Raw genomic sequence first — 17305 nt, 5'->3', positions numbered from 1 at the left:
TGAAGTCGGTCAGGTGACCAAGTTGCGGTCGATTCACCCTATCCGGCGGTGTTGACCATGGCGTGTGCGGCACGCTCCAGATAGTCCCAGAGCATGTTCTCGTGCAGCGGGCTGAGCCCGAGCTCGTCGACGGCGACGCGCATGTGGTGCAGCCAGCGGTCGCGCGCGGCCGGCGTGATGGGGAACGGCGCGTGCCGGATGCGCAGCCGCGGGTGGCCGCGCTGCTCGCTGTAGGTGCCCGGGCCGCCCCAGTACTGCTCGAGGAAGCCGGTGAGGCGCTGGATGGCGCCCTCGAGGTCGTCCTCCGGGTACATGGGCCACAGCAGCTCGTCCTCGCGCACGCCCTCGTAGAAGCGCCGCACGAGCCGCTCGAAGGTGGCGCGCCCGCCGACCTCCTGCCAGAAGCTCGACCCGACGATGTCGCCGCCCTGACCCATCCGGATCTGCAGGTTCACGACGGGTCCTTGGGCGTCTGGGGCTTCGGCCGCGTCACGGGCAGCTGGCCGGTGCGCGGCGGACGGGCGCCGCGGATGGATCCCGCACCCTCGAAGCCGCTCAGCACGATCGAGTTGAGCGCGGGCAGGCGGATTCCCTCCTCGTCGAGGGCGCGCTTGAGCCGCAGCCGCAGCTCGCGCGCCACGTCGTCCTTCGCGCTCGTGCGGGTCTTCACGACGAGCCGCACGACGATCGCCTCGGCCGAGATCGACTCGATGCCCCACACCTCGGGCCGCTCCATGATGAGGCGCTTCCACTTGGACTCCTGCGACATCGACACGGCGGTCTGCAGGATGAGCGCCTCGACGGCGTCGATGTCGGTGTCGTACGGCACCGCGAGGTCGATGATGGCGCGCGCCCAACCCTGCGAGAGGTTGCCGACCCGCACGATCTCGCCGTTGCGCACGTGCCACAGGGTGCCGTTGACGTCGCGGATGTCGGTGATGCGGATGCCGACCGCCTCGACGACGCCCGTCGCGGGCCCGAGGTCGACGACATCCCCCACGCCGAGCTGGTCCTCGATGACCATGAAGAGGCCGTTGAGCACGTCCTTGACGATGTTCTGGGCGCCGAAGCCGAGGCCCGCGCCGATCGCCGCGGTGATGAGCGAGAACGCGCCCGCGGCATCCGGGGCGATCGTCGTGATGATGAGCAGCGCCGCGACGATCACGACGACGGTCGTCACGACGCTCGACAGCACCCCGCCGAGGGTGCGGGTGCGCTGCACGACGCGCACGGCGGCGAGCGGGGTGGCCATGAGCGCCTGAGTGTCGGTGACGCCCTGCTTCCTCTTCACGCCCGAGACGATCGAGCGCACCGTGCGGTTGATCGCGAACTGCAGAGCCAGGCGGATGAGCACCGCGAGCACGACGATGAGCACGACCCGGGCCGGCGCCTGCCAGGGACCGAGGCTCTCCCACCAGGCGACGATCGCGTCCATGCCTCCCAGCCTATCCGCCGGTGCGGTGCCGGCTCGGGGTGCCGGCTCGGGGTGCGCAGCCGCGGGTTCAGCGGGTGCCGACGGCGGCGGCGAGCGCGTCGGCGGCGACGCGCACGGCCTTCTCGTCGCGGCCGCGCGCGGGCGAGAACACGGCGATGAGCGCGAGCGGCAGGGTGCCCACCCGTCGCACGATGACGCTGCCGCGGGCCCCCGCGACGGTCACCTGCGCGGGTGCGTCGAGCTGCAGTTCCCGGATGACCGCCTCCGAGAGCAGTTGCAGCGTGCTGCCCATGCTCGCGAGCCGGGCGGTGCCGTCGGGCAGCCCGGCCGAGCGGGCCACCTCGAAGCCGTCCTCGGTGAGCACGACGGCGATCCGCAGCCCGGAGTTGCGGGCGGCGAGCCGCGCGAGCACGGTCTCGGTCGCCGCGATCACGCGCGCGTCGTGGTGGAGCGCCACCGTCTCGGGCGCGCTCATGCGCCGGCCACCGCGAGCGCCTGGCGGATCTCGATGTCCGCGATGAGGGAGAGCAGCAGCGTGCGCATCTGCTCCTGGTCGCGCGCATCCACCGCGAACACCGGCACCGTGCGCTCGGGGAGCACGTTGCGGGCCGTCGCGACGATGCGGTCGCCGATGTCGGTGCGCTGGATGTCGTAGCGGGTCACGCCCACGACGACGCCGCCGCGGCGGGCGAGGTCGGCGAAGGCCGTGAGCTGTTCGAACACGTGCCGCTCGGGCTCCGGCGCATCCGCGTTGATGAGCACGATGAGCCCCATCGAGCGCGCCTGCAGGATCTCCCACATGAAGTCGAAGCGACCCTGGCCCGGGATGCCGTAGAGCTTGACCTTGTCGGGGTCGAGGTCGATCTCGCCGTAGTCGAAGCCGACGGTCGTGGTCTCCTTGTCGACCGTCTCGCGGTCGGTGTTGGCGGCCTCCGTGGAGACGACCCCGATCTCGCTGAGCGAGCCGATCGCGGTCGTCTTGCCGGCCCCCATCGGTCCCGCGAACAGGATGACGTACTCGGCCATCACTGCATCCGGAACCGTTTGCGCAGCCGCTGGAAGAGGCTGCTCTCCGGGAGCTCCTGGGGGACCGCGTGGCGGACGAGGGATGCGGCGGGCACCGTGCCGAGCACGCCCATGAGGCTGAGCGCGTTGACGAGGGTGCGGGTGGTCTCGACCCCGCGGCCGGAGAGGCCCGCGAGCTGCTCGATCGTGAGCAGGGAGTTGGCGAGCATCGCGGTCTGGCGCAGGTGGTCGGTATCGGGCTTGAGGGTGGTCCAGTTGGGCCAGCGGATGAGGTGGTAGGCGTCGCCCGGCTCGAGCCAGGGCGCGAGACGCTCGGGGAACCCGGCGCGGCCCACCTTCCACAGCAGCTCGTCGAGGCTCTTGCCGGGCAGCTCGAACGGTGCCGGGGTGCCCTCGCCCACGAGCTCGACCGACACGACCACGCCGACCGGGTGCTCGGGGAAGCGCTCGAGCTCGAGCAGCCAGTCGTACGCCTGGTGCCGGGCGTCGATGCGGATCGTGGGATGCCCGGAGACCCCCAGCTCGATGAGCATGGGGAGCCGCGTCGACTGCACCGAGTGCAGGGTGAGCGCGGCACCCGCCCAGCCGAGCTCGGGCAGGTCGGAGGTGCCCGCGGGGAGCGCCATCGGCGTCTCCTCGAACGTGGCGCCGGTCCGCGCCGCAGCACCCTCTCCGGCCGACTCCGCGCGGTGGCGCGGCGCACGCGTGTCGCGCGCGGGCTCGGCGAAGTCCGCCGACGGCGCGGCAGCAGGGCGCGCCGGCTGTCGTGCGGTGGACGTGTCGCTCGTCCAGGCTCGGCCGTCCCACCATCGGAGTTGAGGCGCGCCCAATGGGTCGGGATACCAACCTGCCCGGACCTGGGTGTCGGTCACGGTGGTCTTCTTCGGGTTTGTTTATCGTGGGAAGCGGAACCGCTCGGCCCCGCGCAGACACCGGGTTCGTGTCATGCCTGAACGTAGTCGAGTGGTAGTCGATTCTGCCTGCCCCCGAGCGGGGGTCAGCCCTGCCGGTCGCGCTCCTGGGCCGCGAGCGCGCGCTCCACTCCGGCCACTCCCTCGACCACCATGCGCCGCAGCGCCGGCACCTCGGGGTTGCCCGCGAGCCACGCGTTCGAGGCCTCGACGAGCTCGCGCGAGGCGAGCGGCGCGGGGTAGAAGCCCTGCACGAGGTACTGCGCGATCGCGAAGTTGCGCTCCTCCCAGACGCGCGTGAGCGAGTCGAAGTAGAGCGTCGTGAGGCCCGCGAGCACGGCCGGGTCGTTGACGTGCGTGTAGCCGAGGGCCATGTTGCGCAGCACGACGTTCGGGAGGGCGGCGTCGGTGAGGGCGGCGATGAGCGCGGCCTCCTTCGCCTCGACGGTGGGGATCGTGGCGCGGGCGCGGGCGGCCGACTGCTGACCGTTCGCGGTGTCGTCCTGCTCGAGCGCGGCGGCGATCTCGAGCTCGCCCGCCTCGCCGAGCAGCACGAGGCCCTCGAGCAGCTCCCAGTCGAGGTCGGTGTCGATCTCGAGCCCGTCGAGCGCGACCGAGCCGTCGCGGAGGCCCGCCAGGGCGGCGGCGTGCTCGGGGGTGGAGGCGACGTTCGCGAAGAACTTCACGAACTGGAACTGCGCATCCGACCCGGGTTCGGCGCCCTGCGCGAGCGCCCAGAGACCGTCGCCGACGGCGCGGATCGTCTCCTCGCGGGTGGCGGGGTCGACGTAGCTGCGCGCGGTCTGGGTGAGCTGCGTGAGCGAGAGGCGCATCGTGGTCGACTCGGTCTCGGGGCCGATGTTGCCGAGCACGAGCTTCACGTAGTCGCGGCCGGCGATCTCGGCGTCGCGCGTGGCATCCCAGGCCGAGCCCCAGACGAGCGCGCGCGCGAGCGGATCCTCGATGCGGGCGAGGTGCGCGACGGCGACGCGGAACGAGTCCTCGTCGAGGCGGATCTTCGCGTAGGCGAGGTCATCGTCGTTGAGCAGCACCAGGTCGGGCTTCGGCAGGCCCACGAGCTCGGGCACGTCGTTCCACTCGCTCGCGGCGAGGTCGAACTCGTGCCGGTGCACGCGCACGAGCGGCGCATCCGCCGCCTCGGAGGCGAAGGAGTAGAAGCCGATCGCGATGCGGTGCTGGCGCAGCGTCGGATAGTCGGGGTGGGCGGTCTGACGCACCCGGAACCCGGTGACGACGCCCGCGGCATCCGTCTCGATCTCGGGCTTCAGGGTGTTGACGCCCGAGGTCTCGAGCCACTGCGCCGAGAAGGTGGAGAGGTCGCGGCCGGAGGCCGCCTCCAGCTCGCGCAGCAGGTCGGCGAGCTCGGTGTTGCCGTAGGCGTGCGCGCGGAAGTACGCGCCGACGCCGGCGAAGAACGCGTCGATGCCGACCCAGGCGGCGAGCTGCTTGAGCACCGAGCCGCCCTTGGCATAGGTGATGCCGTCGAAGTTGACCTGCACGTCCTCGAGGTCGCGGATGTCGGCGACGACCGGGTGGGTGCTCGGCAGCTGGTCCTGGCGGTAGGCCCAGCTCTTCTCCATCGCCTGGAAGGTGGCCCACGCCTCCGTCCACTCGGTGGCCTCGGCGGTCGCGATCGTGGAGGCCCACTCGGCGAACGACTCGTTGAGCCACAGGTCGTTCCACCACTTCATGGTCACGAGGTCGCCGAACCACATGTGGGCGAGCTCGTGCAGGATCGTGACGACGCGGCGCTCCTTGATGGCATCCGTCACCTTCGAGCGGAAGACGTAGGTCTCGGTGAAGGTCACGGCGCCCGCGTTCTCCATGGCGCCGGCGTTGAACTCGGGCACGAAGAGCTGGTCGTACTTGGCGAAGGGGTAGGGGTAGCCGAACTTCTCCTCGAAGTAGGCGAAGCCCTTGCGGGTGATGTCGAAGATGTAGTCGGCGTCGAGGTAGCCGAACAGCGACTTGCGGGCGAAGACGCCGAGCGGGACGGTGCGGCCATCCGAGCTCGTGAGCTCGGAGCGCACCACCTCGTAGGGGCCCGCGACGAGCGCCGTGATGTAGCTGGAGATGCGCGGGGTGGGCTCGAAGTGCCAGACCGCGCTGCCGTCGCCGAGGCGCTCCGGCTCGGGGGTGGGGGAGTTCGAGACCACCTGCCAGGCCTCGGGCGCCGTGACGGTGAAGCGGAAGGTGGCCTTCAGGTCGGGCTGCTCGAACACCGCGTAGACGCGGCGGCTGTCGGGCACCTCGAACTGCGAGTACAGGTACACCTCGCCGTCGACCGGGTCGACGAAGCGGTGCAGGCCCTCGCCCGTGTTGGTGTAGGCGAAGTCGGCGACCACGACGAGCTCGTTGGCGGGCGCGAGCCCGTCGAGCGCGATCCGGGTGCCGTCGGCGACGCCCGCGCCGAGCTCGGAGCCGTTGAGCACGACCGAGTGCACCTCGGCCGTGATGGCGTCGATGAATGTCGAGGCTCCCGGGGTCGCGGTGAAGCGCACCGTGGTCGTGGAGCGGAACGTGGTGGGGCCCGTCGTCAGGTCGAGCTCGACGTCGTAGCTCTCGACCTCGACGAGCGCCTTGCGCTCCTGGGCTTCGATGCGGGTGAGGTTCTCTCCAGGCACGCGTGCGCTCCTTCAGGCTCAGGTGGATCGTGTCCGCCTGCCAGCCTAGGCGCTCGGCGCGCGGGTCAGAGGAGTGCCGGCTGCGGCAGCGGCTCCCGGGCCGGGGCACCCGGACGCACGAGCGCCTCGACGTCGTCGACGGCGAGGGAGAGCATGCGGATGAGGTGGGCGTCCGGGTCGGGCACGCAGGCGCGGGCGGCACCGACGACGGCCGTCGCGACGACGAGCTCGCAGCTGATGGTGTCGAGGTGCGGGTACCGGGGCGAGATCGCGGTGACGTGCGTGCGCGCCCAGCGGGCGGCATCCGGCACCTCGTCGAGCACGCGGTGCGCCTCCTCGCGGAGGGCATGCGACGGCACCTGCTTCGTCTCGAGCAGGGCGCACAGCGAGATGACGCCCGCGGCGAGCACGCGCTGGCGCTCCATGCTCGCGATCGGCAGCGCCACGGTCGCGGCGCGCAGCGCCACCACGAGTCCGAGGTGCTCGGCGCCGCGGAGGCCCACGACGCGGGGGATGAGCAGCACGAGCTCGTCCCGGCGGCCGTCGGCCACGAGGTCGTTGACCCCGCGCGCGAGCGAGGCGAGGGTGCGGTCGGTGCAGGCGGGGTGGTCGCTCCAGCGTTCGCCCGCCAGGTAGGAGGCGAACTCCATGAAGCACGCGCCGCGGCGCGGAGTGCGGTGCCTGCCCGCCGAGAGATGGGGCATGACATCCGGGATGAAGGGGGTGCGCTGGCTCATCGTGATCACCTCGCCGTTGTCTTCCTCCCGATTCTGCTCCTCGCCGCCGACGGAGGCTAGGGGGTCGGGCGAGTCGGATACGGCTCCTAGACTCATCGGGTGCGTATCCACATCGCGACAGACCATGCGGGCCTCGAGTTCAGCCAGACCCTCCAGCAGCACCTGGCCGACGCCGGCCACGAGGTGATCGACCACGGGCCGGTCGAGTACGACGCCCTCGACGACTACCCCTCGTTCTGCATCAACGCGGCCCGCGCCGTCGTGCGCGACCAGCGCTCGGGCGTCGAGGCGCTCGGCGTCGTCTTCGGCGGCTCGGGCAACGGCGAGCAGATCGCCGCCAACAAGGTGGAGGGCGTGCGCGCCGCGCTCGTCTGGAACGCCTCGACCGCCGAGCTCGCCCGCGAGCACAACGACGCCAACGTCATCTCGATCGGCGCCCGTCAGCACACGGTGGAGGAGGCGATCGCCTTCATCGACCTGTTCATCGCCACCCCGTTCTCCGGCGAGGAGCGCCACGCGCGGCGCATCGCCCAGCTCGCCGAGTACGAGACCACGGGGCGCATCGTCGGCCACCCGATCGAGTAGCCGATGCCCGAGGGTCACTCCGTCCACCGGATCGCGCGGCAGTTCGCCGCGAACTTCGAGGGTGCGCCCGTCGCGGTGAGCTCGCCGCAGGGGCGGTTCGCGGCGGGGGCCGCCCAGCTCGACGGGCACGAGATCGTGCAGGCGAAGGCCGTCGGCAAGCAGATGTTCCTCGAGTTCGACCACGGGCTGTGGCTGCGCGTGCACCTCGGCATGTACGGGGCGTGGGACTTCGCGGGCGACATCACGGTCGACGACACCCTGGCATCCGCGAAGGGGCGCATGGGGCAGACCAACCAGCGAGGCACGGTGGTGGGCGCCCACGAGGACTCGCCGTGGTCGATCGGGGCGCCGCGGCGCACGCGGCTGCGGATGGCGGAGTCCGAGAAGCTGGAACCCGAGCTCGAGACCTGGCCCCCGGAGCCCGTCGGCGCCGTGCGGGTGCGGCTGCTCACCGAGACGGCCTGCGCCGACCTGCGCGGCCCCACCGCGTGCGAGGTGCAGACGATCGAGGAGGTCGACCGCACGATCGCGAAGCTCGGCCCCGACCCGCTCGTCGACGACGTCGAGGTGGGAGAGGAGCGCTTCACGGCCGTCGTGCGGAAGAAGCCGACCCCCATCGCCCTGTTGCTGATGGACCAGTCGGTCGTCTCCGGCATCGGCAACGTGTACCGCGCCGAGCTGCTGTTCCGCGCCCGGCTCGACCCGTTCCGCCCCGGCCGCGAGGTGCCCGAGGAGGTCGTGCGCGGACTCTGGCGCGACTGGGTGCACCTGCTGCGCATCGGTGTCGAGACGGGGCAGATGCTCACGATGGACGACCTCGACCCGGAGGCGTACGCCCGCGCCCTGGCATCCCGCGACGACCGGCACTGGGTGTACCACCGCACGGGCGAACCATGCCGCGTGTGCGGCACCGGCATCGCGATGGTCGAGCTCGGGGGCCGCAAGCTGTACTGGTGCCCGACCGACCAGGTCTGATCAGCGCACGGCGCCCTGGGTGAGGCCGCCCACCAGCCACCGCTGGAAGAACACCGCTGAGGCGAACACCGGAATGACGCCGATGAACGCCGCCGCCGCGATCTTGCCGAAGTGCGGCGTGCGGTCGCCGTAGAACAGCGACAGGGCCACCGGGAAGGTCTGGGTGTCCGCGCTCTGGGTGAGGAAGGTGGCGAGCAGGAACTCGTTGTAGTTCAGGATGGCGACGATGATGCCGATCGCGACGAGGCTCGGCGCGAGCAGCGGCGCGATCACCGCGGCGAGGGTGCGGAACTCGGACGCCCCGTCGATCCGCGCGGCCTCTTCGAGTTCGGAGGGCAGTCGCCGCACGAAACCCTCGAGCAGCCACACGGCGACCGGCAGGTTGGCGAGCGCGTAGACGAGCGTGAGCCCCACGAGCGAGTTGTTGAGGTGCAGGATGCGCAGGAGCGTCAGCAGCGGAACCACCGCGACGATCGGCGGCAGCAGCCAGGGGCTCATGAGCGTCGCGCCCAGCGTCCGTCCCCCCGTCCGATAGCGCGCGACGGCCCAGGCGCCGGGAAGGGCCAGCACCAGGGTGACCGCGGCCCCGCCGAGGGCCGCCAGGAGCGAATTGAGGATCGAGCGCGGGATGTTCGAGCCGAGCACGTCTCCCCAGTTGGCCCACTGCGGGTCGGTCGTCCACAGCACCCCCGACACCGTCTCGCCGCGCCCCATCAAGGAGACCGAGAACAGGTAGAGCAGGGGGACGACGGTCGCCGACAAGGCGACGCCGAGCACCGCCAGGGCGAGCGGTGAGCTCCGTCTCCGGACGCGTTCAGTCATGGGCGAGCCTTCGCGTGATGGCCGCGACGGGGAGGCTGACCGCGGTGACGACGACGGCGAACACGAGTGTGATCGCCGAGGCCCGACCGATGTCGAACTCCTTGAGGGCGACCTGGTAGATCAGGTACGAGGTCGTGGTCGAGGCCTGGCCCGGGCCCCCGGAGGTCATGATGAAGGGGAGGTCGAACACCTTGAGGGCGATCACGAGCCGGATGAAGAACACCGCGGCGACCGTCGCGGCGATCGCGGGCCAGGTGATGTGCCCGAACAGTCGGAGCCCGTGGGCTCCGTCGAGTGCAGCGGCCTCGCGCACCGCAGGGTCCTGCGTGAGCAGCGCCGCGTAGACCAGCAGCGCCACGAGCGGGGTCCATTGCCAGACATCGGCGAGGCCGATGGCGGGGAGCGCCCACACGGTCGATGACAGCGGGGCGACGGAGGCGGCGTCGGCGCCGGTCCCCTGCAGCAGGGTGTCGAGCAGCCCACCACCCGGGTTGAACACGAGCTTCCAGAGGGTGCCGACGACGACAGGGGGCGTGATGAGGGGCAGCAGCAGCACCGTCCGCACGACCGAGCCCGCATGCGTCGCCCGCTCGAGTGCCACGGCGACCAGCACCCCCGCCACGACGCTCACGAATGACACCGCGACCGCGTAGGCGACGGTCCGCCAGAACGAGGCGACGACATCCGCGTCGGCGAGGATCGTCTCGAAGTTGCTCGTGCCCACCCACTCGCGGAACGGCTTGCCGAGGCTCGAATCGCTGAATGCCGCCGCGAGGATGAACAGCAGGGGGTAGACGCCGAGCACGACGATCGCGAGCACGATCGGCGACACGAAGAGGCGGTGCGCCCACGCCTCCCGCCGGCGGTGGCCGGACGGTCGGCGCGGGCGCACCAGGGCGGCATCAGCCAAGGATCTTCTCCCACTCGGCCTGCACCCGGTCGAGCGTCTCCTGAGCCGTTCCGCCCTCGCCGGCGAGAAGCTTCGCGAGCTCGTCGGTGAGGATCTGGGCGGCCTGGGACGCGTTCTCGCCGGTCGGCCAGGCGAGCGATCCGGACAGCGTCGCGCGGTTGACCTCCTGCAGCGCCGGGTACTTCTCGCCGTAGGCCGCGCTCTCGAGCGACGACTTCCGGTTGGGATCGATGCCGGTCTGCGGGTCGGCGACCAGGAGCTGCGAGTTGACGTCGCTCGAGGTGGCGAACTCGATGAAGGCCTTCGCGAGATCGGTCTTCTCGGTGTTCGCCGCGATGACCCAGGTGAAGCCGGCGACGAGGGATGCGCGCGAGGTGGTGTTGTCGCCGCCGACCGGCAGCGTCGTCACGCCCCACTGATCCGCGACCGTCGAGTCGGGGTTGGTCTGCGAGCCGACGCCGAGGTCGGTCCAGTTCTCGATGAAGCCGACCTTGCCGTCGTACCAGGCCCCGTTGCCGACCCCGAAGTCCGTCTCGGCCGGGGTCGGGAACGCGTAGTCGTTGACGTCGACGAGCGCCTGCGCGGCGGCGACCGCCTCGGGCGAGTTGATCGTGGGCTTGCCGTCGGCGTCCACGAACTCACCGCCGTAGCCCGCGAGCCGGTTCGCGAACGCGGCCCCCAGGATGAGCGGCGACTTCTGACCGAAGATCGCGGCGCCGTAGACACCGTCGGCCCCCTCGTTCGCCGTGATCGTCTTGACGTCGGCGAGGTACTCCTCCCACGTGGTGGGCGGCTCGGTGATGCCGTTCCGCTCGAGGATGGTCTTGTTGTAGAAGAGCACGTGGGTGTCGCCGTCGAACGGCAGCCCGTAGCGCTTGCCGTCGATCAGCGTGTACGGGTCGTAGATCGACGGGATGAAGTCGTCGGTCTCGAGCGACGGGGTGGAGTCGATCCAGTCGGTGAGGTCCTGGATGGAGCCGCCCGCGGCGAGGTCGCCGAGCGACACGTACCAGGGGGCGGCGACGTCGATCGTGTTCGCCCCGGACTGCTGGTCGAGCGCGAGCGTCGAGCCGATCTCGTCGTAGGGCACGATCGTGAGGTTGACGGTCGCGCCGGTCTCCTCCTCGAAGTGCTCCTTGAGCCAGTTGGCGGCCCCCTCGTGCGAGCTGATGAGGAGGGCGTTGAGCGTCTGCCCGGAGAAGTCGCCGTCTGCGGAGGCGGGCGCGGCGTCGTCGCTCGGCGCGCACGCTGCCAGCGTGAGGGTGGCAGCGGCGATGCCTGCGGTGGCGGTGAGGATCCGCCGGCGGTTCGGGCCGCGGGTCGGGATCGAGGTCATGAGGTGCTCCTGTTCGTAGCAGCTGTGGTGCGGGACGCCGTCATGGTAGGGACGCTCGACCGGTGCGGCGCCAATCGCGCGTAACGCTCTTACGGAGTGCGACAGTCCGTAACAGACGGCGACGCACGGTTACGGAGCGCGACGCGGCGGGCCGGGCGTGTCGGTACCGTCGCACGCATCCCACCCGCCGAAGGAGACCTCCGCGTGTCACAGCGCATCATCTTCAACGCGTTCGACATGTCGTGCGTCACCCACCAGGCACCCGGTCTGTGGCGCCATCCCGACAATCAGGCGCATCGCTATCACGAGCTCGACTACTGGGTCGAGCTTGCGGTGCTGCTCGAGCGCGGCACCTTCGACGCCGTGTTCATCGCGGATGTCGTGGGCGTCTACGACGTGTACCGCGACTCGGCGGCCGCCGCACTCACCGACGCCTCCCAGATCCCGCTCGGCGACCCGATCGCCCAGATCTCGGCCATGGCGCACGCGACAGAGCACCTCGGCTTCGGGGTCACCGTCGCCCTCACCTACGAGCTGCCCTACGCGCTCGCCCGACGCTTCTCGACGCTCGACCACTTCACCCGGGGGCGGATCGGCTGGAACGTCGTCACCTCGTACCTCGACTCGGCCGCCCGCAACCTCGGCCTCGACCAGCAGATCGCACACGACGACCGCTACGAGATCGCCGAAGAGTTCCTCGACGTGAGCTACAAGCTGTGGGAGGGGTCCTGGGAGGACGACGCGGTGCGGCGAGACCGTGAGGCGGGCGTGTTCACCGACCCCGCCCGTGTGCACCCCATCGGTCACCGCGGTGAGCACTTCCGCGTGCCCGGCATCCACCTCTCCGAGCCGTCCCCGCAGCGCACGCCGACGATCTTCCAGGCGGGCGCCTCGCCACGAGGACGCGAGTTCGCGGCGAAGCACGGCGAGGCGATCTTCATCAACGGCCTGCGTCCCGAGATCACCCGCCGGATCACGGACGACATCCGCGATCGTGCCGAGCGCCTCGGCCGCCCCCGCGAGTCCGTGAAGATCCTGACCCTCGCGACGGTCATCGTCGCGCCCACCGACCAGGAGGCGCAGGAGAAGTACGCGGGCTACCGCGAGTACGTGAGTCTCGAGGGGGCGCTGGCGCTCTACGGCGGCTGGTCGGGGCTCGACCTCTCCCAGTTCGACCCGGATCTGCCGCTCAAGTACGTGGACACCGACGCGGCCCGTTCGGCGCTGTCGATCTTCACCCTCGCCGATCCCGAGCGGGAGTGGACGCCGCGCGACATCGCCCACTACGTGGGGATCGGCGGCATCGGCCCCGTCATCGTCGGCAGCCCGGAGACGGTCGCCGACGAGCTCGAACGCTGGGTCGAGGTCGGGGGAGTCGACGGATTCAACCTCGCGTACGTGATCACGCCCGGCACCTTCGAGGACTTCATCGAGTTGGCCGTCCCGGAACTGCGCCGACGCGGTCGCATCTGGGACGACTACCCCGAGGGCACCTTGCGTGGACGGCTCCGCGGGGACGGTTCCCCCGTCGTCCCGGAGTGGCATCCCGCGCACGCCTACCGCGGTGCCTTCGTCGGCGGCCCGAGCGCCCTCGACGGGACTCGGCCATCGCCCCTTCAGCACCCCACCCGCGCATCCGACAAGGAGATCGCCTCATGAGCACCACCTCCATCGCCCCCTCCCGGAGCTTCTGGTCGGGCACCGCCGATCCGTCCGAACTCGCCCACTGGCGGGAGGTCGCGGAAGGGGTCGCCGGGCAGCTCGGCCGCGACGCGCTCGAGCGCGACCGCCGCGGAGAGGACCCCACCGTCGAGCTCGAGCTGCTGCGTGACTCGGGGCTCGTGAACCTGCTCGACCCGGTCGAGTTCGGCGGAGGCGGCGGACACTGGGAGTCCGCGTTCCTCGCGGTGCGCATCCTCTCGCGCACCGACGCCTCGGTCGCGCAGGTGCTCGCCTATCACTACATCAACTCCTCGAACATCGGATTCGCGGCCGCCCCCGAGCAGCAGGCCGAGTGGCACCGTCGCACGGTCGAGGGTCGTTGGGTGTGGGGGGACTCGGTGAATCCCGTCGATCCCGAGCTCGTCCTGACCGCCGACGGGGACGGCTACCGTCTCGACGGCCTCAAGCGGTTCTCGACGGGGGCGTCGGCCGGTGACATCGTGCTCGCAGCCGGACTCGTGAAGGGAGGCGACCGCGACGGCCAGGTGCTCTTCGTCGCGCTCGACCACGATCGCGACGGCATCGCCTACCTCGGAGACTGGGATGCGCTGGGCCAGCGGCTCTCGGCGAGCGGCTCGGTGCGCTTCACGGGGGTGGCGGTCGGCGAGGAGGACGTGGTGGGCGCGCTCGGCGAGGAGCCGTTCTCGACCCTCATCACCCCCGGCATCCAGCTCGCCTTCGGCAACCTGTACCTCGGCATCGCCGAGGGCGCGCTGGCTCGCGGGGCCGAGCTCGTGCGTGCCCGCCCTAACGCCTGGTTCCTGAGCGCGGCCGAGCGGTACCGCGACGACCCGTTCGTGCAGCGCGTGATCGGGGAGTTCGCGTCGCGCATCGCGGCGGTCGAGGCCCTCGCCGACCGCATCGGTCGGCGGTTCGACGAGGTCGTGGATCTCGGGGCGACGGTGACCGCGCAGGCTCGCGGGGAGCTGGAGATCGAGATCGCCAAGCTCAAGGTCGTGGCCACCGAGGTGGGTCTCGAGGTAGCGGGGCGCATCTTCGAGGTGACCGGCTCGAGCTCGGCGAAGACCGCGGTCGGGCTCGACCTGTTCTGGAGGAATGTGCGTACGCACTCGCTCCACGATCCGGTGGACTACAAGAAGCTCGAGGTGGGTGCCTGGGTGCTCAACGGCGAGCTCCAGCCGATCTCGCTCTACACCTGATGGTCACCGTGACACAGGCACCCGATCGACTCGCGACGGTGCGCGCGCGACTCGCCCCGGTGCTCGAGGAGGCCGCGGAAGGTGTGGTGGCGCGGGAGCGGGACCGCCGGCTCCCGCACCGTCAGGTGCGGGCCCTCCTGGACGCCGGACTCGGCCGGGCGCGCATCCCCGTCGAGTTCGGCGGGGACGGGCTGGCATGGCCGGAGTTCGCTGCGCTGCTCGTCGAGTTGGCGACGGCGGACTCGAACCTGCCGCAGGTCTTCCGCGGCCACATCGCGTACGTCGAGGATCTCCTCGCGTCACCGCCCACGCCGCGGCGCGACGCGTGGCTGACGCGTCTGGCGGCCGGCGAGTTCGTCGGCAACGCATGGAGCGAGGTGGGATCGGGCGCGCTCGGCAGCACCGGAACCCGACTCAGCCGCGACGATCGGGGCTGGCGCGTGGACGGACGCAAGTTCTATACGACGGGAAGCATCTTCGCCGACTGGATCGACGCCACCGTCGATCGGGACGGCGAGACCGTGACCGCCCTCATCCCCACCGCGCAGGACGGCGTGCGGATCAGCGACGACTGGGACGGGTTCGGCCAGCCCGTGACGGGCACCGGGGCGGCGACCTTCGACGGGGCGCGTGTCGACGACGCCGACGTCGCCGACTTCGGTGCACGCTTCCGATTCCAGACCGCGGTCTACCAGCTCGTGCTGCTCACGGTGCTCGCCGGCATCGCCGCCGCGATCGAACGGGACGCCGGAACACAGTTGCGCGCGCGTTCTCGCGTCTACAGTCACGGCTCCGCCGACCGCGCACAGGATGACCCGCAGGTGCTGCAGATCGTCGGGGAGCTGGGTTCCACGGCTTTCGCCGCCCGCGCCGTCGTGGCGGAGGTGGCGCGTGCGGTCCAACTCGCAGCCGACACGGCCGCCGACCGCGACTCGACGACGCACGCGGAGGCCGTCGTGGCAGCGGAGTTCGCGTCCGCGCAAGGGCAGGTCGTGCTCACCGAGCTCGTGCCCCGCGCCGCGACCCGGATCTTCGACACGCTCGGTGCGTCCGGCGTCAGCGTGACCCGGGCCCTCGATCGCCATTGGCGGAACGCACGCACGGTCTCCTCGCACAACCCGTGGATCTTCAAGGCCCGTCAACTCGGCGACCACAGCGTCAACGGGGTGGTGCCCGACTTCGTCTGGAGTGTCGGAGTCGCACCCCTCGCGGCCCGATCCGTCGAGGGGGCCGACGCATGAGCGACTTCCGGGTGCCCGAGACCGTGGCCCGCTTCGACACGAGCGTGCCCGACATCCACGAGCCGTACCGTGCGGCCGCCGACCGTTACACCCACCTGGGCTACCGGCGCGTGGGACGCTCCGGACTGTTCCTGCCGCCGATCTCCCTCGGGCTCTGGTACAACTTCGGCGACAACCGCCCGTTCCAGACCCAGCGTGACATCCTGCGGCACGCCTTCGACCGCGGCGTCATCCACTTCGACCTCGCCGACAACTACGGGCCGCCGAACGGATCCGCCGAGGAGAACTTCGGGCGCGTGCTCCGGAAGGACCTGCGGCGGTACCGATCGGAACTCGTCGTCTCGACGAAGGCCGGCTGGCCGCATTGGCCAGGTCCGCACGGCGACTTCGGCTCGCGGAACCATCTGCTCTCGGGTCTCGAGGAGTCGCTCACCCGTCTGGAGACCGACTACGTCGACATCTTCTACTCGCACCGGGTCGACCCCGTGACGCCCATCGAGGAGACGGTCGGCGCGCTCGACACGGCCGTACGGCAGGGGAAGGCCCGCTACGTCGGACTCTCCTCCTACTCGGCCGAGCGCACGCGCGAGGCGCTCGCGGTCGCGCGTTCCCTCGGCACGCCGCTCGTCATCCACCAACCCTCGTACTCGCTCGTCAACCGCTGGATCGAGGGGGGCCTGCTGCAGCTGCTGGCCGAGGAAGGGATCGGGTCGATCGCCTTCACCCCGCTCGCGCAGGGGCTGCTCACCGACCGCTTCCTCGCGGATCCGGATGCCGCCCACGCCACGCCCCGACCCTCTTTCCGGGAGGGCACCGTCAACGAGGAGAACCTCGCGCGGCTGCGGGGCCTCGACGCGATCGCGCGGCGCCGCGGGCAGACCCTCGCGCAGCTCGCGATCGCGTGGGTGCTGCGCCCGGGCGGTGCGACGTCGACCGTCGTCGGGGTCTCCTCGATCGCCCAGCTCGACGAGAACCTCGCGGCGCTCGACGGCCCCGACTTCACCTCGGAGGAACTCGCCGAGATCGACTCCGTGACAGGCGAGGCGGACGTCAACATCTGGTCGGTCTCGTCCGAGCTGTGAGCCGTCGGGTGGCACGATGAGGGCATGCGCCACACGCCCCACTACCTGCTGACCGATCCCCGCGAGGTCAAGCGCCTCATCCGCGAGAACCCGTGGACCAGCTACGTCTCGCACACCGCGAACGGGCTCGTGGCATCCCACTACGCCACCCTGCTCGAGGAGACCGACGACGACAGCATCTCGATCGTGTCGCACTTCGGGCGGCCCGACGAGGTGGCGCACGAGCTCGGGCAGCACGAGATGCTCGTGATCGTGCAGGGCCCGCACGGCTACATCTCGCCCGGCTGGTACGCGGAGGGCGACTTCATCCCCACCTGGAACCACGTCACGGCGCACCTGTACGGGGTGCCGGAGATCCTCTCGGCGGAGGAGAACTTCCGCATCCTGCACCGCCTCGTCGACCATTTCGAGGAGCGGATGCCGCATCCGCGCTCGCTGCACATCGACGAGCCGTACGCCGAGCGGGTCGCGAAGGGCACCGTGGGGCTGCGCATCCGGGTCACCCGCTTCGACGCGCGCGCGAAGCTCAGCCAGAACAAGGCGGACGAGGTGCGGGCGACGATCGTGCGCGAACTCGACGGCGACGGCCCGTACGCCGACCCCGCCCTCGCGCGCGAGATGCGGCGCGCCGAGGAGCGCCGCGGGTGAGCCGCTTCGCCGAGCCGCCGTCCGCCCCGGGAGCTCTCCCGTTTCAAGGAGCTCTCCCGTTTCAAGGAGT

At 70.9% G+C, this 17305-nt stretch carries 17 protein-coding genes and 1 pseudogene; 7 read left to right on the top strand and 11 right to left on the bottom strand.

What is annotated here, in order from left to right:
• Positions 1–38 precede the first annotated feature (38 nt).
• The 8 genes and pseudogenes from D7I47_RS01420 to D7I47_RS01390 all read right to left on the bottom strand — a co-directional run bounded on the left by D7I47_RS01420 (position 39) and on the right by D7I47_RS01390 (position 6754).
• On the bottom strand, positions 39–437 hold the full coding sequence (locus D7I47_RS01420) for a globin (RefSeq protein WP_120763758.1): 399 nt from the start codon (positions 435–437) through the stop codon (positions 39–41).
• Positions 438–451: 14 nt separating this feature from the next.
• Positions 452–1435 (bottom strand): mechanosensitive ion channel family protein, encoded by a 984-nt coding sequence (locus tag D7I47_RS01415; RefSeq protein ID WP_120761390.1) that lies wholly within the window; start codon positions 1433–1435, stop codon positions 452–454.
• A gap of 67 nt (positions 1436–1502) precedes the next feature.
• A complete protein-coding gene (locus tag D7I47_RS01410) occupies positions 1503–1910 on the bottom strand; it encodes a roadblock/LC7 domain-containing protein (RefSeq protein WP_120761389.1) in 408 nt (135 codons plus the stop codon).
• Positions 1907–2461, bottom strand: a complete 555-nt coding sequence (locus D7I47_RS01405) for a GTP-binding protein (protein WP_120761388.1) — start codon at positions 2459–2461, stop codon at positions 1907–1909. The genes D7I47_RS01410 and D7I47_RS01405 overlap by 4 nt, the downstream gene beginning before the upstream one ends.
• Entirely contained in the window at positions 2461–3087 is a 627-nt protein-coding gene (locus D7I47_RS14855) for a hypothetical protein (RefSeq protein WP_170154346.1), read from the bottom strand. The genes D7I47_RS01405 and D7I47_RS14855 overlap by 1 nt, the downstream gene beginning before the upstream one ends.
• 171 nt (positions 3088–3258) lie before the next feature.
• Positions 3259–3333 (bottom strand): annotated as a pseudogene (locus D7I47_RS15155) (DUF2510 domain-containing protein); the annotation flags it as partial.
• 125 nt (positions 3334–3458) lie between these two features.
• A complete protein-coding gene (gene pepN / locus D7I47_RS01395; protein WP_120761387.1) occupies positions 3459–6017 on the bottom strand; it encodes an aminopeptidase N in 2559 nt (852 codons plus the stop codon).
• A gap of 65 nt (positions 6018–6082) precedes the next feature.
• Positions 6083–6754 carry a hypothetical protein gene (locus tag D7I47_RS01390; RefSeq protein WP_157981563.1) on the bottom strand — a complete coding sequence of 224 codons (672 nt, stop codon included), beginning with the start codon at positions 6752–6754 and terminating at the stop codon, positions 6083–6085.
• A 99-nt stretch (positions 6755–6853) separates the two neighbouring features.
• Between D7I47_RS01390 and D7I47_RS01385 the strand changes: the two genes are divergently transcribed.
• On the top strand, positions 6854–7339 hold the full coding sequence (locus D7I47_RS01385; RefSeq protein WP_120761385.1) for a ribose-5-phosphate isomerase: 486 nt from the start codon (positions 6854–6856) through the stop codon (positions 7337–7339).
• A gap of 3 nt (positions 7340–7342) precedes the next feature.
• Positions 7343–8314: an Fpg/Nei family DNA glycosylase gene (locus D7I47_RS01380; RefSeq protein ID WP_120761384.1), complete on the top strand. Its 972-nt coding sequence runs from the start codon at positions 7343–7345 to the stop codon at positions 8312–8314.
• Here D7I47_RS01380 and D7I47_RS01375 read toward each other — a convergent pair whose 3' ends face one another.
• Genes D7I47_RS01375 through D7I47_RS01365 form a run of 3 tightly spaced genes read right to left on the bottom strand, consistent with a single transcriptional unit; the run spans position 8315 to position 11382 of the window.
• A complete protein-coding gene (locus tag D7I47_RS01375) occupies positions 8315–9136 on the bottom strand; it encodes a carbohydrate ABC transporter permease (RefSeq protein ID WP_120761383.1) in 822 nt (273 codons plus the stop codon).
• Entirely contained in the window at positions 9129–10046 is a 918-nt protein-coding gene (locus D7I47_RS01370) for a carbohydrate ABC transporter permease (RefSeq protein ID WP_227000766.1), read from the bottom strand. The genes D7I47_RS01375 and D7I47_RS01370 overlap by 8 nt, the downstream gene beginning before the upstream one ends.
• Positions 10039–11382 carry an ABC transporter substrate-binding protein gene (locus D7I47_RS01365; protein WP_120761382.1) on the bottom strand — a complete coding sequence of 448 codons (1344 nt, stop codon included), beginning with the start codon at positions 11380–11382 and terminating at the stop codon, positions 10039–10041. Before D7I47_RS01365 ends, D7I47_RS01370 begins: the two co-directional genes overlap by 8 nt.
• A 204-nt stretch (positions 11383–11586) precedes the next feature.
• Between D7I47_RS01365 and D7I47_RS01360 the strand changes: the two genes are divergently transcribed.
• The 5 genes from D7I47_RS01360 to D7I47_RS01340 are packed head-to-tail and all read left to right on the top strand — an operon-like array spanning position 11587 to position 17235.
• Positions 11587–13041: an LLM class flavin-dependent oxidoreductase gene (locus tag D7I47_RS01360; RefSeq protein WP_120761381.1), complete on the top strand. Its 1455-nt coding sequence runs from the start codon at positions 11587–11589 to the stop codon at positions 13039–13041.
• Positions 13038–14264 (top strand): acyl-CoA dehydrogenase family protein, encoded by a 1227-nt coding sequence (locus D7I47_RS01355; protein WP_120761380.1) that lies wholly within the window; start codon positions 13038–13040, stop codon positions 14262–14264. Before D7I47_RS01360 ends, D7I47_RS01355 begins: the two co-directional genes overlap by 4 nt.
• Before the next feature lie 38 nt (positions 14265–14302).
• Positions 14303–15505 carry an acyl-CoA dehydrogenase family protein gene (locus tag D7I47_RS01350; RefSeq protein WP_227000764.1) on the top strand — a complete coding sequence of 401 codons (1203 nt, stop codon included), beginning with the start codon at positions 14303–14305 and terminating at the stop codon, positions 15503–15505.
• Positions 15502–16587, top strand: a complete 1086-nt coding sequence (locus D7I47_RS01345) for an aldo/keto reductase (RefSeq protein ID WP_120761378.1) — start codon at positions 15502–15504, stop codon at positions 16585–16587. The genes D7I47_RS01350 and D7I47_RS01345 overlap by 4 nt, the downstream gene beginning before the upstream one ends.
• A gap of 24 nt (positions 16588–16611) precedes the next feature.
• The gene (locus tag D7I47_RS01340; RefSeq protein ID WP_120761377.1) at positions 16612–17235 is read left to right on the top strand and encodes an FMN-binding negative transcriptional regulator; all 624 of its coding nucleotides are present in this window, start codon (positions 16612–16614) and stop codon (positions 17233–17235) included.
• Positions 17236–17305: the final 70 nt, after the last annotated feature.

The organism is Protaetiibacter intestinalis, from assembly GCF_003627075.1.
Taxonomy (GTDB): domain Bacteria; phylum Actinomycetota; class Actinomycetes; order Actinomycetales; family Microbacteriaceae; genus Homoserinibacter; species Homoserinibacter intestinalis.
The sequence above is the reverse complement of the archived record's forward strand: the minus strand, read 5'-3'. Positions and strand labels throughout refer to the sequence as shown.

What these genes read in the sequence shown, in the direction of transcription:
- D7I47_RS01420 (WP_120763758.1), bottom strand. Translation starts at nt 437, where the DNA reads ATGGGTCAGGGCGGCGACATCGTCGGGTCGAGCTTCTGGCAGGAGGTC.
- D7I47_RS01415 (WP_120761390.1), bottom strand. Translation starts at nt 1,435, where the DNA reads ATGGACGCGATCGTCGCCTGGTGGGAGAGCCTCGGTCCCTGGCAGGCG.
- D7I47_RS01410 (WP_120761389.1), bottom strand. Translation starts at nt 1,910, where the DNA reads ATGAGCGCGCCCGAGACGGTGGCGCTCCACCACGACGCGCGCGTGATC.
- D7I47_RS01405 (WP_120761388.1), bottom strand. Translation starts at nt 2,461, where the DNA reads ATGGCCGAGTACGTCATCCTGTTCGCGGGACCGATGGGGGCCGGCAAG.
- D7I47_RS14855 (WP_170154346.1), bottom strand. Translation starts at nt 3,087, where the DNA reads ATGGCGCTCCCCGCGGGCACCTCCGACCTGCCCGAGCTCGGCTGGGCG.
- D7I47_RS01390 (WP_157981563.1), bottom strand. Translation starts at nt 6,754, where the DNA reads ATGAGCCAGCGCACCCCCTTCATCCCGGATGTCATGCCCCATCTCTCG.
- D7I47_RS01380 (WP_120761384.1), top strand. Translation starts at nt 7,343, where the DNA reads ATGCCCGAGGGTCACTCCGTCCACCGGATCGCGCGGCAGTTCGCCGCG.
- D7I47_RS01375 (WP_120761383.1), bottom strand. Translation starts at nt 9,136, where the DNA reads ATGACTGAACGCGTCCGGAGACGGAGCTCACCGCTCGCCCTGGCGGTG.
- D7I47_RS01365 (WP_120761382.1), bottom strand. Translation starts at nt 11,382, where the DNA reads ATGACCTCGATCCCGACCCGCGGCCCGAACCGCCGGCGGATCCTCACC.
- D7I47_RS01355 (WP_120761380.1), top strand. Translation starts at nt 13,038, where the DNA reads ATGAGCACCACCTCCATCGCCCCCTCCCGGAGCTTCTGGTCGGGCACC.
- D7I47_RS01345 (WP_120761378.1), top strand. Translation starts at nt 15,502, where the DNA reads ATGAGCGACTTCCGGGTGCCCGAGACCGTGGCCCGCTTCGACACGAGC.
- D7I47_RS01340 (WP_120761377.1), top strand. Translation starts at nt 16,612, where the DNA reads ATGCGCCACACGCCCCACTACCTGCTGACCGATCCCCGCGAGGTCAAG.